The sequence below is a fragment of the Roseateles sp. GW821-FHT09H11 genome (genome assembly GCF_059415845.1).
On the sequence record NZ_JBWKOA010000004.1, the window covers coordinates 169,861 to 184,350 of the forward strand.

The window sequence follows — 14,490 nt, forward strand, 5'->3', positions numbered from 1 at the left end:
GATGAGCGACCCGCGCGACGACCTTCCCACGCCCTCGTCTCCGGACGCGGCGCCCGGCGGCGCGCCCGCGCCGGCGGCGGCACCCGCCGCTTCGGTCGAGGCAGAGGCAGAGGCCGCACCGCGTCGCCGCCGTCGCGGCCGTGGCCTGCTGTGGGTGCTGCTCACGATCCCGGTGCTGATCGGCCTGATCGCGCTCGCCCTGACCTGGGCGCTGAAGACGGAAGGCGGCACCGCCTACATCCTGGCGAAAGTGCCGGGCCTGTCGCTGCAGAACGCACGCGGCCGGCTGCTGGGCGACTTCGATGTCGACCGCGCCGAGCTCGTGCTGCCCGGCACCGAGGACCGCATCGTCCTCGAGCAACTGCAATGGCGGAACGTTCGGCTGGTCTGGAACCGTTCGCCGCTGCTGTGGGGCGAAGTCCGGGCGGACCGGCTGGCCATCGCGCGCCTGCGGGTGCAGGTCGCGCCGAGCGCGTCGACCGAACCGGCCAAGCCGCCGCTCAGCCTGCTGTCGCCGGTCGCGATCACGATCGCGGACCTGGAGATCGGCGAGGTCTTCGCTCCCGGCCTGGTGCAGCCGCTGCGCGGCCTGCGCGGCAGCGCGGCGCTGGGCGCCGACGGCGGCAGGCAGCACGCGCTGACCGTCAAGTCCTTGGGCTGGCAACAACTGACCCTCGCCGGCGAAGCACGGATCGCGACGCAGGACGACCTGAAGCTCGCCAGCCGCTGGACGCTGAGCCAGCCGACCGGCGAGCTGCCGTGGACCGCGCCGTTCCAGCTCGACGGCCCGATCGCGGACCTGACGCTGAAGGGCTCGCTCGAGGCGGCGAAGCAGCGTCTGCAGGTGCAGGCCCGGCTGCAGGCGTTCGCGCCCTTCCCCGTCGCGCAGCTGGAGACGCAGGCCAAGGACCTGGACCTCGCCGCGCTGCTGCCCGGCACCGCCGGCGTGCCGCGCACCGGCCTCAGCGGCAAGGTCACGATGACGCCGAACGCGGACAAGTCGCTCAGCGTCAAGGCGGACCTGGACAACAGCGCCGCCGGCCGGCTCGACCAGGATCGCCTGCCGCTGCGTCAACTGCAGCTGGACCTGCTGCTCGATCCGTCGAACTGGACCCGGCTGCGCCTGCCTCGACTGGACGCGCTGCTGACCGGCGGCGGCCGGCTGCAGGCGGTGGGTCAGACCAGCCAGTCCGACGGCAGCGTGCTGACGCTGCGCCTCACCGGCCTGGACAGCCGCCAGATCGACGCGCGTTGGCCCGTGGTCCAGGCGCGCGGTGAGCTCAAGCTCAGCACCAAGGCCAACCTGGTGAAGGCCTCCGCGGACCAGTCGCTGCAGGTCGAAGGCGACCTCACCGGGCAACTCGGCCAAGGCAAGCTGCAGGCGCCGCTCGCGGTCACGCTGGCTGCGGAACTGCGCACGCAGTCGATCGACGTGCAACGCCTGCAGGCGCGCTCGGGCGCCGCCACGCTGAACGCCGCGGGCGAGTTCACGCTGAACGAGGCCCTCGACTTCGCCTCGGGCTGGAAGACCCGCGTGGAAGCCTCCGTGCAGGGCCTGGATCCGCGCCGCCTCAGCCCGGAGCCCCTGCCCGCCGGCACGGCGCCGCAGGCCATCAACGGCCGCTTGAAGGCTGCGCTCCAGTCGGTGCGCGGCAGCCTGTGGCCGCAGGGCAAGGCGGAGCTCGACCTGCAACCCAGTCAATGGCAAGGCCTGCCCCTCAGCGGCCAGGTCCGCTACAGCCGCAACGGGACCGCCGCGCCGGACCTGCTGGCCGATCTGCGACTGGCCGACGCGACGCTGCAGGCGCGCAGCCGCATCAACGCCGCGGCGCGGCGCGAGCAGGTCGATCTGTCGATCAATGCGAACGCACCCAGGCTCGCCAGCCTGCAGCCGATGCTGCGCGCGCAGTTCCCGCAGGCGACGATCGTCGGCAGCGCGCAGGCGCAGGCAACCGTCGTGCTGATCCAGCCGGGCGCGCGCCAGGCCCAGTATGGCAGCGACGGCAAGTGGCAGTTGCAGGGCTTCGGGCTCTCCGGCGTGCCCGGCCTGCCGGCCAACTCCGGCAGCCGGCCGGCGCTGCAGCTGGACAACGCCTCAGGCCAATGGACGCTGTCCAGCCTCAAGGACGCGAAGCTCGCGTGGACCGCGCAGCTCCGCAACCTGCGGCTGCCGCAGCAGAGCATGCGGCTCGACGAGCTGCAGCTGGACCTCTCCGGCAGTTGGGCGCAGCACCGCCTCACGCTGACGACGCAGGGCCAGGTGCCGCTGCCGCCGGTGCTCACGCAACCGGCGTCGACCAAAGTGGTCGCGCGGGCACAGGCGGCGAGCGCGAACGGTTCCGCCCTCGCGCAGACGGTGCCGCTGGACCCGCAGGGCGCGCGCGCGCGGATCGCGCTGGACGGCGCGCTGGAAGCCGATCCGCTGCAGGCCTGGCGCCAGGGCGCGGTGTGGAACGCGCGCGGGCTGACGCTCGCGCTGGAAGCCAGCCAGCAGGCCACGCCGCTGCTGAAGGCCGGACCGCTGGCGCTCGCGCTGCGGCTGGACCCGGGACTCGATCCGCGCCAGGCGACGCTCGCGCCGGGGCGGATGGAGCTGCTCGGCGCCGGCCTGCGCTGGGATCGCATGATGTGGCAGAACTCCAACCAGCCCAACCTGCCCTCGGGCGAGTGGGACGTCCAGGCGGTGATGGAGCCGCTGGCCGCCGCACCGGTGCTGAGCAAGCTGCAGCCCGACTTCGGCTGGGGCGGCGACCTGCAGATCGAAGGCCGGTTCAAGTCGCGGCGCGACGCGCGCGGCCTGACGGTGGACGCGATGCTCGAACGCACCAAGGGCGACCTGACGGTGACCGACGAAGTCAGCACGCAGCGGCTCGCGCTCACCGACCTGCGGCTGGGCGTGATCGCGGACCAGGGCGTGTGGCATCTGGTGCAGGGCGTGGCCGGCGAGAACATGGGCGCCATCGGCGGCGCGGTGACCTTCCGGACCGCCAATGCGCACGCGCTGCCGACGCCGGGCGCCAAGCTCGAGGGCGGCATCGAGGCCAAGGTCGACAACATGGGCAACTGGGGCCCGTGGCTGCCGGCGGGCTGGCGCCTGGGCGGCAGCCTGGCCGCGACGCTGAACTTCGGCGGCACGCTGGGCGCGCCGGAAGTCCGCGGCCAGGCCGGCGCGCAGAAGCTGTCGCTGCGCAATCCGCTGATGGGCGTGGACATGCAGCAGGGCGAGCTCGCGCTGACGATGAGCGGCCGCGAAGCCAAGCTCGAGAAGTTCACCGCGCGCGCCGGCAACGGCACGGTCAACATGGACGGCACGCTGCGCTTCGGCGCGCAGCCCAGCGCGGAGCTGTCGCTGAAGGCGGACACCTTCGCGCTGCTGCAGCGCGTGGACCGGCGCATCGTCGCCACCGGCGCCGCGCAGCTCAAGGCCAGCGCGCAGCTGCTGGACCTGAAGGGACAGTTCGTCGTCGCCGAGGGGCTGTTCGACTTCTCGCGCGGCGATGCGCCGCAGCTCGACAACGACGTGCAGGTCGTGCGCCAGAACGCGCCGCCCAAGGCCGTCGACGGCAGCGGCAAGCCGATGCGGCTCAAGCTCGACCTGGACCTGGACCTCGGACGGCGCCTGCAGCTCAAGGGCTACGGCATCGACACGAAGCTGCGCGGCCTGCTGCACCTCGCGCAGGACGGTCAGCCGCGGCCGCAGATGACCGGCGAGGTCCGCAGCGAAGGCGGCACCTTCAACGCCTACGGCCAGAAACTGGTCGTCGAGCGCGGCATCTTCAGCTTCGTCGGGCCGCTGGACAACCCGCGGCTGGACGTGCTCGCGATCCGGCCCGACATGGAGAACGAAGCGGTGCGCGTCGGCGTGACGGTCACCGGCACGGCCAGCAGCCCGCGGATCAAGCTCTATTCCGAGCCTGACATGAGCGAGACCAACAAGCTCTCGTGGCTGGTGCTGGGACGCTCGCCGGACAACCTGGGCCGCAGCGACACCGCGCTGATGCAACGCGCCGCGATGGCGCTGATCAGCGGCGACGGCGAGAGCGCCAGCGACAAGCTGATCCACAACATCGGTCTGGACGAGCTGTCCTTCAGCGGCGAAGGCGACGATGCGCGCGGCACCGTGGTGCGACTGGGCAAGCAGGTCAGCCGCAACGTCTTCGTCGCCTACGAGCGCGGCCTGAACGCGACCACGGGGTCGTGGCAGGTGATCTACAAGCTCGCGCAGCGCTTCACGCTGCGGGCGCAGGCCAACGAGTACCAGCAGGGCCTGGACGTGATCTGGCAGTGGAAGTGGGAGTAGCGGTCCGATAGCAAGCGCATGGCATGCGCGTGGCCGTCGGATGGCGGCGGGGATGGCGGTCGGAACGGCAGCGGCCTGGTCGCCTGCACGCCAGCCCGGGCTGGCCCACTGAGGCGCGCGGCTTCATGCGAGAATCCGCCGCTTTCGCGGACAGGGCCCCACCGGGGCCGGTTCACGCGGGCTCTCCGTAGTTCAATGGATAGAACGGCCGCCTCCTAAGCGGCAAATACAGGTTCGATTCCTGTCGGAGGGACCAACGCCTGGCGTCGGTCCCGACGCCTTCCGCCGCGCTCCTGCGGCACTAGCGCTTCAGCACGATCGTCACCAGCGCCGACGCGTCCACCACGCCGGTCACCGTGTGCACCACGCCCCCTTCGAGATAGCACAGCTGCCCCGCGCGCAAGGGCTGGCGCTGCTCCGCGCCGTCGCGCTGGACGATCAGCTCGAGTTCGCCTTCCAGGCAATGCAGCGTGATCTCGCCGTCGACCTTGTGCGACGGCAGCGACTTGCCCTTGGGCAGGACGACACGCATCACCTCCAGGCCCTCCGACTTGAACAGTGCGGAAGACGGTGTCGCGGTCAGCGCGGCACCCAGCGGCGCGACATCGATCGGCTGGGCGGGGGCGGCATGCGGCAAGGCCATGGAACTCCTCCTGGTGGGCGGGCGACTGCGGCGCGTCGAGGTCGCACCGCGGCTGGGGTTGCATCGATCATGGCACCGTCCGTGCCCGTTCGCATCCCCGAGGCGGCCGACACCCTGCCGGAAGTCATTCCCCGCGTTCACCCACCGCGTACCCACCGTTTCCACACCGCGCCCGGAATGCGCGCAAGATGCTCGCGATACGCGTAAATGCGGGGTAAACCGGCTTTTCATGCCGGGCCGCTTTTTTGCCTCACGCATATACTGGGAACGCCTTTGTTCCGTCCCGCACAACGGGGACGGACCATGCGGCGCCAAGCAGCCAGGCTGTACTGATTCAAGGTTTTTCATCATGGGCGCCAAACTGAAAGTCGCGGGCTGGGTCGCATTGGGTGCGATGGCCGGTGTCATGACGACGATGCAGCTGCAGGCCAATGCCCGCAGCACCACCAGCCCCCTTCCGCTCGAGGAACTGCAGCAGCTCGCCGCCGTCTTCGGGATCGTGAAGTCCGACTACGTCGAGTCCGTCGACGAGAAGAAGCTGATCAACGACGCCATCTCCGGCATGGTCAGCGGCCTGGACCCCCATTCCCAGTTCTTCGACAAGAAGAGCTTCAAGGAATTCCGCGAGAGCACGTCCGGCAAGTTCGTCGGCGTCGGCATCGAGATCGGCATGGAAGACGGCCTGGTCAAGATCGTCTCGCCGATCGAAGGCAGCCCCGCCTTCCGCGCCGGCCTCAAGAGCGGCGACCTGATCAGCAAGATCGACGACACGGCCGTGCGCGGCCTCACGCTCGATCAAGCGGTCAAGAAGATGCGCGGCGAACCGGCCACCAAGGTCACGCTGTCGATCTACCGCAAGTCGGAAAGCCGCACCTTCCCCGTCACGATCAGCCGCGAGGAAATCCGCGTGCAGAGCGTGCGCGCCAAGCTGGTCGAACCGGGCTACGCCTGGATCCGCGTGAGCCAGTTCCAGGACCGCACCGTCGAGGACTTCAGCCAGAAGCTGGCCGAGCTCTACAAGCAGGACCCCAAGATCAAGGGCGTCGTGCTGGACCTGCGCAATGACCCGGGCGGCCTGCTCGAGGGCGCGGTCGCGATCTCCGCGGCCTTCCTGCCCAAGGGCGTCGAGGTCGTGTCGACCAATGGTCAGCTCGCCGAGTCGAAGGCCAGCTACCGCGCCGATCCGGACTTCTACGCCCGCCGCGGCTCGGGCGATCCGCTGCGCCGCCTGCCGGACGCGATCAAGAACGTGCCGATGGTGGTGCTGGTGAACGAAGGTTCCGCCTCGGCCAGCGAGATCGTCGCCGGCGCGCTGCAGGATCACAAGCGGGCGACCGTGATGGGCCTGCAGACCTTCGGCAAGGGCTCGGTGCAGACCGTGCGCCAGTTGGGCCCGGACACGGCGGTCAAGCTGACCACCGCGCGCTATTACACGCCGAGCGGCCGCTCGATCCAGGCCAAGGGCATCGTGCCGGACATCCCGCTGGACGAGACCGCCGAGGGCAACGTCTTCGCCGAGCTGCGCATGCGCGAGGCCGACCTTGAGAAGCACCTCCACGGCTCGGACGAGAAGACGGAAGAGTCGCGCTCCAAGGAACTGGAGAAGATCCGCGAGGAACGTCGCCAGAAGCTGGAAGCCGACTACGCCAAGCGCGCCGAAGCACCGAAGCCGCTGCCCGAGTTCGGCAGCGCGGAAGACTTCCCGCTGCGCCAGGCGCTGAACCAGCTGCAAGGCAAGCCGGTCGCGGTCTCCAAGGTCGCGCAGGAACGCAAGGCGGAAGCGAAGACCGAATAAGTCTTCCCCAGCCCCCAAAGACAAACGCCCGATGCTTGCATCGGGCGTTTTGCTTGGTGGGTACCGATCAACTCGGCGAGGTGCCGTTGCTTTCTTCCGCTTCGGCGTCCGGGGCCTTCGAGTAGCGGGCGAAGGCGTTGGCGGCCCAGAGGCCGACTTCGTAGAGCAGGCACATCGGGATCGCCAGCGCGAGCTGCGAGACGATGTCCGGCGGCGTGATCACCGCCGCGATGACGAAGGCCAGCACGATGAAGTAGCCGCGGAACTGCTTGAGCTGCGGCACCGTGACGATGCCCATGCGCGCCAGCACTACCACCACCACCGGCACCTCGAACGCGGCCCCGAAGGCGATGAACATGTTCATCACGAAGCCCAGGTAGGCCTCGATGTCCGGCGCCGCCGTGATGCTCTTGGGCGCGAAGCTCTGGATGAAGGTGAAGACCTTGCCGAACACGAAGAAGTAGCAGAACGCCACGCCCGCGAAGAACAGCAGCGTGCTCGACACCACCAGCGGCATCACCAGGCGCTTCTCGTGGGAGTACAAGCCCGGCGCGACGAAGGCCCAGACCTGGTACAGCACCACCGGCAAGGCCACCAGGAAGGCCGCCAGCAAGGTGATCTTCAAGGGCACGAGGAATGGCGACAGCACGTTCGTCGCGATCATGGAGCTGCCCTGCGGCAGGTGCGAGACCAGCGGCACCGCCAGCAGGTCGAACAGACCGCCCGGACCGGGCCAGGCGCACAGCACCCCGAAAGCGATGGCGACCGCCACCAGCGCCCGGATCAACCGGTCGCGCAGCTCCATCAGGTGGGACACAAAAGGCTGTTCGGTGCCGGCCAGTTCGTCTTCTTGGGGGCTGCTCATGGGGCTCGGCGGGAGGGACGGAAGCGCGCCACGCGGGCCGCGCCGGATTGGGCGTGGCGACGCACGCCCTGCCGCTGCTTGTACCAGACCGGCGTGGCGCCGCGCTTGAGGCGCCAGTTCTTCTTCGGATGCGCGTAGACAGGGACCTGCCCGCCGTAGCCACCGATCGTGCCGTCCGCGTTCGTCCCGTCCACGGACAGGTCGGACCAGGTGGACTGCAGCGACTGGTTGGCGGCGTCCATCTGCTCCTGCACGCTGGACTGCACGTCGTTGACGGCGGTCTGGAACTGGCCCTTCATCTTCTGGAGTTCCTCCAGTTCGATGGACCGGTTCACCTCCGCCTTCACGTCGGACACGTAACGCTGCGCCTTGCCCAGCAGCGTGCCCACGGTGCGGGCAACGCGCGGCAGGCGCTCAGGGCCGAGCACGACCAGCGCCACGGCGCCGATCAGCACCAGCTTGTCAAAGCCGAAATCGACCATGCGGGCCGCGCTCAGGAGCGCGTCTTGGCGTCGACGTCGACGGTGTTCGGATCAGCCGCCTTGTTGGCGTTGGCCACCTGCTGCGGCGGCGTCTCGGACGAGGTGCCGTCCTTCATGCCGTCCTTGAAGCCCTTGACGGCAGCACCCAGGTCGCCGCCCACGTTGCGCAGCTTCTTGGTGCCGAAGACGGCGATCACGACGACCAGCACGATCAGCCAGTGCCAAATACTCAAACCACCCATGACAATCTCCAGAGTCGGAAGCCGAAATTCTACGGTGCGCGCATGACAGGCATGTCGGCGATCAATGCCCGCCCATGGCCGCATCAGCGGCTTATGGACCTCGTGCTACCCGCTGAGCGAACAGCGAACGTCATGTTCGCCACGGTTGCGCTGCGGATTGCTGCAGCGGCGGCCCGTAAATGAGGCCGGCGCTCAGCCTTTCAACCAGGGACGCGGACCGCCGATGGCGTGCATGTGGAGGTGGAACACCTCCTGGCCACCATCCGATCCGGTGTTGATGACGGTCCGGAAACCATTCGTGACGCCGAGTTCCTTCATCAACGTCGGCACCAGCACGGACATCTTGCCGAGCAGCGGCGCGTGCTCGGGCTGCAGATCGACCATGCTGGCGATGTGCTGCTTGGGAATCAGCAGGAAATGCACCGGCGCCCACGGATGGATGTCGTGGAAGCCGATCAGGTCGTCGTCCTCGTAGACCTTCTTCGCGGGAATCTGGCCCTGGACGATCTTGCAGAAGATGCAGTTGGGGTCGTGGCTCATGGTCGGCGGCGGTCGGAAGCGGTCGAAAAGCGGTCGAAACGGTGAACGGTTGTCAGATCGGCATGGGCCGGCGGTCATTCATGGCCAGCCAGCCTCGCACGATGCGGTAGAGGAACCAGATCGAGATCAGGCACCAGGCGATCCAGCCCGGGATGATGAACAGGAACCACAGCGGGATCGTGACGACGTACAGGATGCCGCACCACAGCACGCTGCGCAGCCGCCAGGAGAAGTGGGTGGCCTGCCAGGTGCCGGCGGCCTCGTCGCGCTTCACCAGGTCGACGATCACCGCGACGATCAGCAGCACGATGCTGGCCTGCACGCCGGGCAGCAGCGCGCCGATCGCGACGACGGCATGCAGCGCGTAGCTGATGATCCCGACGGTGCGCAGGCCTGCTTCGCGCTGCGGGTCGAGGACGACGTCGGGCGGCTGCGGTTCGAACGTTTGGGTCATGCGTTCTCCTTCATGCGTCCCCCGGACGGGGGCTTCGACGGGCGAATTCCTCGAGGCCGGACAGCCCTTCGCGACGGGCCAGCTCGGCCAGCACCTGCTCGGGACGCAGGTCGAAGGCCGCCAGCGCGACGATCGAATGGAACCACAGGTCGGCGACCTCGTAGACCAGCTTGTCCGGCACGCCGTCCTTGGCCGCGAGCACGACCTCGGTCGCTTCCTCGCCGACCTTCTTGAGGATCTGGTCCAGACCCTTGGCGAACAGCTTGGCGACGTAGCTCTTGTCGGGATCGCCCTCGGCGCGGCGTTGGGCGACGACATCGCCCAGATGCGCCAGGACATCGGTCCCGTTCAGCGGAGCCGTTGCCGCGGCACTCAGCGGTGCCGTCACCGCGGGCGACGGGCTGTCGGGCGGGAACGGCGTGTCTGGCGCGGCGGTCAGGTCAGGCGTATCCATGGCGCTCATGCCTTGTAGATGCTGGCCGGGTCCTTGAGGACCGGCTCGACCGTCGTCCACACGCCGTTCTCCAGCTTCTGGAAGAAGCAGCTGTGGCGGCCGGTGTGGCAGGCGATGCCCGGTTCGTGGCCGTGCTGCGTGATGCTCAGCAGCACGACGTCGTTGTCGCAGTCCAGCCGGATGCCGTGGACCTCCTGCACGTGGCCGGACTCCTCGCCCTTGTGCCACAGCCGCTGGCGCGAGCGGCTCCAGTAGACCGCCTCGCCGACCTCGGCGGTGCGGGCCAGGGCCTCGCGATTCATCCACGCGAACATCAGGATGTCGTTCGAGCCCTGTTCCTGGGCGATGACGGGCACCAGCCCGTCGCGGTCCCACTTGATCTGATCCAGCCAGTCCATCGGGGCAGTGTAGTCCGCGGTCGCCGCGGCGGCAGCGTTCACACCATCGGTCGTGCCTTCAGACGACATGGGTCGCCCCGACGTGGAAACGCTCCGCGGCGAACCACTGCAGCACCGGGATCGTGCCCGGCAGGACCGGTTGCACCTGCACCGGCAGATGCTGCCAGCTCATCGACTGGCCTTCGCGCATCTCGAACTCGCCCTGCCACTCGTACACCTTGCAGAAGTGCAGCCGCACTTTCGCGTGCGGGTACTCCATCAGCTCGATCTTCCACGGCTGCGCCGCGCCGATCGTGATGCCGAGCTCCTCGTGCAGTTCGCGACGCAGGGCCTGCTCGACGGTCTCGCCAGCTTCGAGCTTGCCGCCCGGGAACTCCCAGTAGCCGGCGTAGACCTTGCCCTCGGGGCGCGAGGTCAGCAGGAACTCGGTCTCGCGGCCGTTCGGCTCGCGGCGCACCAGCACGCCGACGGCCACGTCCACCGGCACGCGATCGCTCGCGGCGGAGGGGCTGTGCGGGTTCGCGGATTCGTTCTTTGAAGACATGGACTTGTCAGACATGGTCGAGGCCCTCCGGCGCATCGCCGTCCCGGGCCGGGGCCGCGGCGCCGTCGGCGGCACCGCCCGCAGCAGCCCCCTGCCCCGCCAGATCGCGGGCGAACTGGTAGGCGACGCGCCCCGAGCGCGATCCGCGTTCCAGCGCCCAGACCAGCGCCGGCTGGCGCGCGGCCTCGATGCGGGCGGCATCCAGGCCGAAATGCGTCAGCCACTGCGCGACGATCGCGAGGTACTCCTGCTGACTGAAGCTGTAGAAGCTGATCCACAGGCCGAAGCGCTCGGACAGCGAGATCTTCTCCTCCACCGCCTCGCCCGGATGCACCTCGACGTTGCCGTCGCGCTCCGAGTAGGTCGAGGCGAGGTTGTCCTTCATCTGCTCGGGCAGCAGGTGGCGGCGGTTGCTGGTCGCGTAGATCAGCAGGTTGTCGGTGGCCGCGGCGACCGAGCCGTCCAGCATCGACTTCAAGGCCTTGTAGCCGGCCTCGCCTTCGTCGAAGCTGAGGTCGTCGCAGAAGATCACGAAGCGTTCCGGGCGGTCGGCGACCAGGTCGGCCAGGTCCGGCAGGTCGACCAGGTCGCCCTTGTCGACCTCGATCAGGCGCAGGCCCTGTCCTGCGAATTCGTTGAGGCAGGCCTTGATCAGCGAGCTCTTGCCGGTGCCGCGCGCGCCCGTCAGCAGCACGTTGTTGGCGGGCTGGCCCTGCACGAACTGGCGCGTGTTGCGCAGCAGGCGATCCTTCTGCGGCTCGACCTCCTTGAGGTCGGCGAGCCGGATCGTGGAGAGGTGCTTCACCGGCTCCAGCCGGGCGCTCGCGCCGCGCTTGCGGTAGCGGAAGGCGACCGCGGCGTCCCAGTCGGGCGGCGTCAGGGGCTGGGGCAGCACGGCCTCCAGGCGGTTCAACAGCGCGTCGGCGCGCCGCAGCACAGCTTCAAGGGCGTCGGGAACATTGGCCATAGCCACCGAGTGTAGGCGGCGCCCCGAGCCGTTCAGGGCGCTTGGCATCGCGAAAGCTCAGGCGAGCATTCGCATCGCGGCATCCAACTGTTCGGTGGGAAGCCGCTTGAAGCCGGAACGTGCATAACGCTGCAGCCGGCCGATGATGAAGCTCACCAGCACCGAGGCCTGCGCCTGGGCCTCGACGGTCGGCGTGGTCGATCCCGAGGCTTCCGCGGCGGTGCGCAGTCCTTGCCGCAGCGAGGACTCGACCTTGTCGAAGAACTGGTTCATGCGCGCGACCAGGCGCTCGTTCTCGTAGACCAGCGCGTCGCCGACCATCACGCGGGCCATGCCCGGATTGCGCTCGCCGAACTGCAGCAGCACCGCGACGATGCGCTGGGCCTGCGCCAGGCCGTCGGTCTCGCGTTCGGCGATCTGGTTGAGCAGCGAGAAGATGCTGGTCTCGATGAATTCGATGAGGCCCTCGAACATCTGGGCCTTGCTGGCGAAGTGGCGGTAGAGCGCCGCCTCGCTGACCTCCAGCCGCGCCGCGAGCGCGGCGGTGGTCACCCGTTCCGCGCCGGGTTGCTCCAGCATGCTGGCCAGCGTCTGCAGGATCTGCACCCGGCGCTCGCCCGGCTTGAGCCGCTTGCGTGGCAGCTCCGCCGGCTTGGCAGCGGCGGAGTCCGGGGTGTCCGAGGAGCTGGGGTGCATGGAAGGGGCCGAAGTGTGCGGCGATTCTGGCACAGCCGGAACGCCGTCTTGACGTCGATGCCGGACGTCGTACGCCGACTCCCCGAGGACGCCCCGAGGACGCCCCGAGGCCGCCCAAGGCCGGTTTCCGGCTCATGTCGGGAAGACCGCCCCCCTGCGAGGTGGCGGCAGTCCTTGCCCGTTCCGTCGTCGAGCGGTCCCGGCCGGTCCGCGCTCAGTCGCGCAGCCAGCCGAGGCGGCGCGCCTCGTAGATCGCCTCGACCTTGGAGCGCACCTGCAGCTTGCGGTAGGTGCGCTTCACGTAGGTCATGATGGTGTGCGGCGACACGTTCATGAACTGCGCGATCTCGTCGAAGGTGAAGCCCTTGGCGGCCAGGTGCAGCACGCGCGATTCCTGTTCGGACAACGCAACGACCTGTTCGTCGACCAGCGGCATCGGGGCCGAATCGCCGAAGCCGCGCGGATGCGAGCCCGCGCCCTGCGGCGCCAGGCGCAGCAGCAGCCGCCGCGCGATCACCGGCGAGATGGGGCTGCCGCCCGCGCGCAGCGAGCGGAGCTGGCCCGGCAGATCCAGCGCCAGCGAGTCCTTGAGCAGGTAGCCGGTCGCGCCGGCTTCGATGCTCGAGAGCACATGCTGCTCGTCGCCGAAGACGGAGATGACCATCACCTCGCACTCGGGCGCGACGTGGGCCGCATGGCGGATCAGTTCGATCCCGCTGCCGCCGGGCAGGTCGAGGTCGACCAGCAGCACGTCGGGACGCGTCTGGTCGAACATCTTCCGGCCCTGCTGGAGATCGGTGGCCATGCCCACCAGACGGATGTCCGGCGCTTTCTCAAGGGCATGGGCGAACGCTTCGCGGAAACGAAGCTGATCCTCGACGATCAAGACGCTGAAAAGTGACATGCAATCCCTCACGGCCTGTGCAGCCGTTTCGTGGCGCATTCTGGGATGTCGCGTGTTTCAGCGGCAATCCCCAGCTTGCAGTGGTATGACCTTCGACCAAGCCCGGTGGCCAGCGGGTCAGCCAAGGGCAAGCGGCGATCCTGGCGGCCCGGCAGAAACGACCGAGCCCCCTCGTTCGGAGGGGGCTCGGTGCATGGATCCACCCATCAGGGGGACCGGAACGGCAGCGCGGGCGGCCTCTTGCGAGGCCGGGTGACGCGCAATCGCTCAGTGCGAGCGGATCATCGTGCCGTAGGCCTGCTCGGACAGGATCTCCAGCAGCATCGCGTGGGGGACGCGGCCGTCGATGATGTGGACGGCCTTGACGCCGCTGCGGGCGGCGTCCAGCGCGGAGGCGATCTTGGGCAGCATGCCGCCGGACAGCGTGCCGTCGGCGAAGAGCTCGTCGATCTCGCGCGCCGACAGGTCGGTCAGCAGGTTGCCCTGCTTGTCGAGCACGCCGGGGGTGTTGGTCAGCAGCACCAGCTTCTCGGCCTTGAGCACCTCGGCCAGCTTGCCGGCGACGACGTCGGCGTTGATGTTGTAGCTCTCGTTGCTCTCGCCGAAACCGATCGGGCTGATGACGGGGATGAACTGGTCGTCCTGCAGCGCCTTCACGACGCTGGGGTCGATGGCGACGATGTCGCCGACGGAGCCCACGTCGTGCTCCTTGTTCGGGTCGTCCTTGTCGATCAGCTTGAGCTTCTTGGCGCGGATCATGCCGCCGTCGCGGCCGGTCAGGCCCACGGCCTTGCCACCGGCGACGTTGATCAGGCCGACGATGTCCTGCTGCACCTCGCCGGCGAGCACCCATTCGACGACGCTCATCGTCTCCTCGTCGGTGACGCGCATGCCCTGGATGAAGTGGCCCTTCTTGCCGAGCTTGTTGAGCGCGTCTTCGATCTGCGGTCCGCCGCCGTGCACCACCACCGGGTTCAGGCCGACCAGCTTGAGCAGCACCACGTCCTCGGCGAAGTCCTGCTGCAGCGCGGGGTCGGTCATCGCGTTGCCGCCGTACTTGATGACGATGGTCTTGCCGTGGTACTTGCGGATGTAGGGCAGCGCCTGGGACAGCAGCTCGGCCTTGTCGCGCGGCGGGATGTGGCTCAGATCGGCGTCGTGGACGGGAGGGGTGTTGCTCATGGTGCTGTCCGGAGGAGGCTGAGG

14 protein-coding genes, 1 tRNA gene and 2 pseudogenes are annotated in these 14,490 nt (G+C 68.9%); 3 read left to right on the plus strand and 14 right to left on the minus strand.

The genetic code is table 11. The features are described 5' to 3' along the window. Position 1: 1 nt before the first annotated feature. Together AC07PR_RS14730 and AC07PR_RS14735 are read left to right on the plus strand one after the other, a co-directional pair. A complete protein-coding gene (locus AC07PR_RS14730) occupies positions 2-4,300 on the plus strand; it encodes a translocation/assembly module TamB domain-containing protein (RefSeq protein ID WP_495135725.1) in 4,299 nt (1,432 codons plus the stop codon). Between the two features lie 181 nt (positions 4,301-4,481). After that, a tRNA-Arg gene (locus tag AC07PR_RS14735) sits at positions 4,482-4,556 on the plus strand. 45 nt (positions 4,557-4,601) lie between these two features. On the opposite strand, the gene AC07PR_RS14740 is transcribed toward AC07PR_RS14735, so the two are convergent. After that, entirely contained in the window at positions 4,602-4,943 is a 342-nt protein-coding gene (locus AC07PR_RS14740) for a cupin domain-containing protein (protein WP_377157006.1), read from the minus strand. Positions 4,944-5,292: 349 nt separating this feature from the next. On the opposite strand from AC07PR_RS14740, the gene AC07PR_RS14745 reads away from it, so the two are divergent. Further along, entirely contained in the window at positions 5,293-6,738 is a 1,446-nt protein-coding gene (locus AC07PR_RS14745) for a S41 family peptidase (RefSeq protein ID WP_377157007.1), read from the plus strand. Between the two features lie 67 nt (positions 6,739-6,805). On the opposite strand, the gene tatC is transcribed toward AC07PR_RS14745, so the two are convergent. The 13 genes and pseudogenes from tatC to argB all read right to left on the minus strand — a co-directional run bounded on the left by tatC (position 6,806) and on the right by argB (position 14,466). Then, positions 6,806-7,603, minus strand: coding sequence for a twin-arginine translocase subunit TatC (tatC, locus tag AC07PR_RS14750; protein WP_377157009.1), 798 nt, complete (start codon positions 7,601-7,603; stop codon positions 6,806-6,808). Then, positions 7,600-7,749 (minus strand): annotated as a pseudogene (gene tatB / locus AC07PR_RS14755) (Sec-independent protein translocase protein TatB); the annotation flags it as partial. The gene tatC and the pseudogene tatB (AC07PR_RS14755), both read right to left, overlap by 4 nt. Before the next feature lie 143 nt (positions 7,750-7,892). Then, positions 7,893-8,085: pseudogene (gene tatB, locus AC07PR_RS14760) on the minus strand (Sec-independent protein translocase protein TatB); the annotation flags it as partial. Between the two features lie 11 nt (positions 8,086-8,096). Beyond that, on the minus strand, positions 8,097-8,327 hold the full coding sequence (gene tatA / locus AC07PR_RS14765) for a Sec-independent protein translocase subunit TatA (protein ID WP_377157010.1): 231 nt from the start codon (positions 8,325-8,327) through the stop codon (positions 8,097-8,099). A 192-nt stretch (positions 8,328-8,519) separates the two neighbouring features. Beyond that, positions 8,520-8,867, minus strand: a complete 348-nt coding sequence (locus AC07PR_RS14770; RefSeq protein WP_377157012.1) for a histidine triad nucleotide-binding protein — start codon at positions 8,865-8,867, stop codon at positions 8,520-8,522. Positions 8,868-8,919: 52 nt separating this feature from the next. After that, a complete protein-coding gene (locus AC07PR_RS14775) occupies positions 8,920-9,321 on the minus strand; it encodes a DUF4870 family protein (protein WP_377157015.1) in 402 nt (133 codons plus the stop codon). Between the two features lie 10 nt (positions 9,322-9,331). Next, positions 9,332-9,709 (minus strand): phosphoribosyl-ATP diphosphatase, encoded by a 378-nt coding sequence (locus AC07PR_RS14780; protein WP_495135963.1) that lies wholly within the window; start codon positions 9,707-9,709, stop codon positions 9,332-9,334. 71 nt (positions 9,710-9,780) lie between these two features. Beyond that, the gene (gene hisI / locus AC07PR_RS14785; RefSeq protein ID WP_495135964.1) at positions 9,781-10,173 is read right to left on the minus strand and encodes a phosphoribosyl-AMP cyclohydrolase; all 393 of its coding nucleotides are present in this window, start codon (positions 10,171-10,173) and stop codon (positions 9,781-9,783) included. Positions 10,174-10,231: 58 nt separating this feature from the next. Continuing rightward, complete coding sequence (locus AC07PR_RS14790; RefSeq protein ID WP_377161521.1) at positions 10,232-10,717, minus strand: NUDIX domain-containing protein; 486 nt, start codon at positions 10,715-10,717, stop codon at positions 10,232-10,234. Positions 10,718-10,724: 7 nt separating this feature from the next. After that, a complete protein-coding gene (locus tag AC07PR_RS14795; protein WP_483109118.1) occupies positions 10,725-11,684 on the minus strand; it encodes an ATP-binding protein in 960 nt (319 codons plus the stop codon). 57 nt (positions 11,685-11,741) lie between these two features. After that, complete coding sequence (gene slmA, locus AC07PR_RS14800) at positions 11,742-12,380, minus strand: nucleoid occlusion factor SlmA (RefSeq protein WP_297525826.1); 639 nt, start codon at positions 12,378-12,380, stop codon at positions 11,742-11,744. 214 nt (positions 12,381-12,594) lie between these two features. After that, positions 12,595-13,284, minus strand: a complete 690-nt coding sequence (locus AC07PR_RS14805; RefSeq protein ID WP_377157023.1) for a response regulator — start codon at positions 13,282-13,284, stop codon at positions 12,595-12,597. A 267-nt stretch (positions 13,285-13,551) separates the two neighbouring features. Beyond that, positions 13,552-14,466, minus strand: a complete 915-nt coding sequence (argB, locus tag AC07PR_RS14810; RefSeq protein WP_377157025.1) for an acetylglutamate kinase — start codon at positions 14,464-14,466, stop codon at positions 13,552-13,554. Positions 14,467-14,490: the final 24 nt, after the last annotated feature.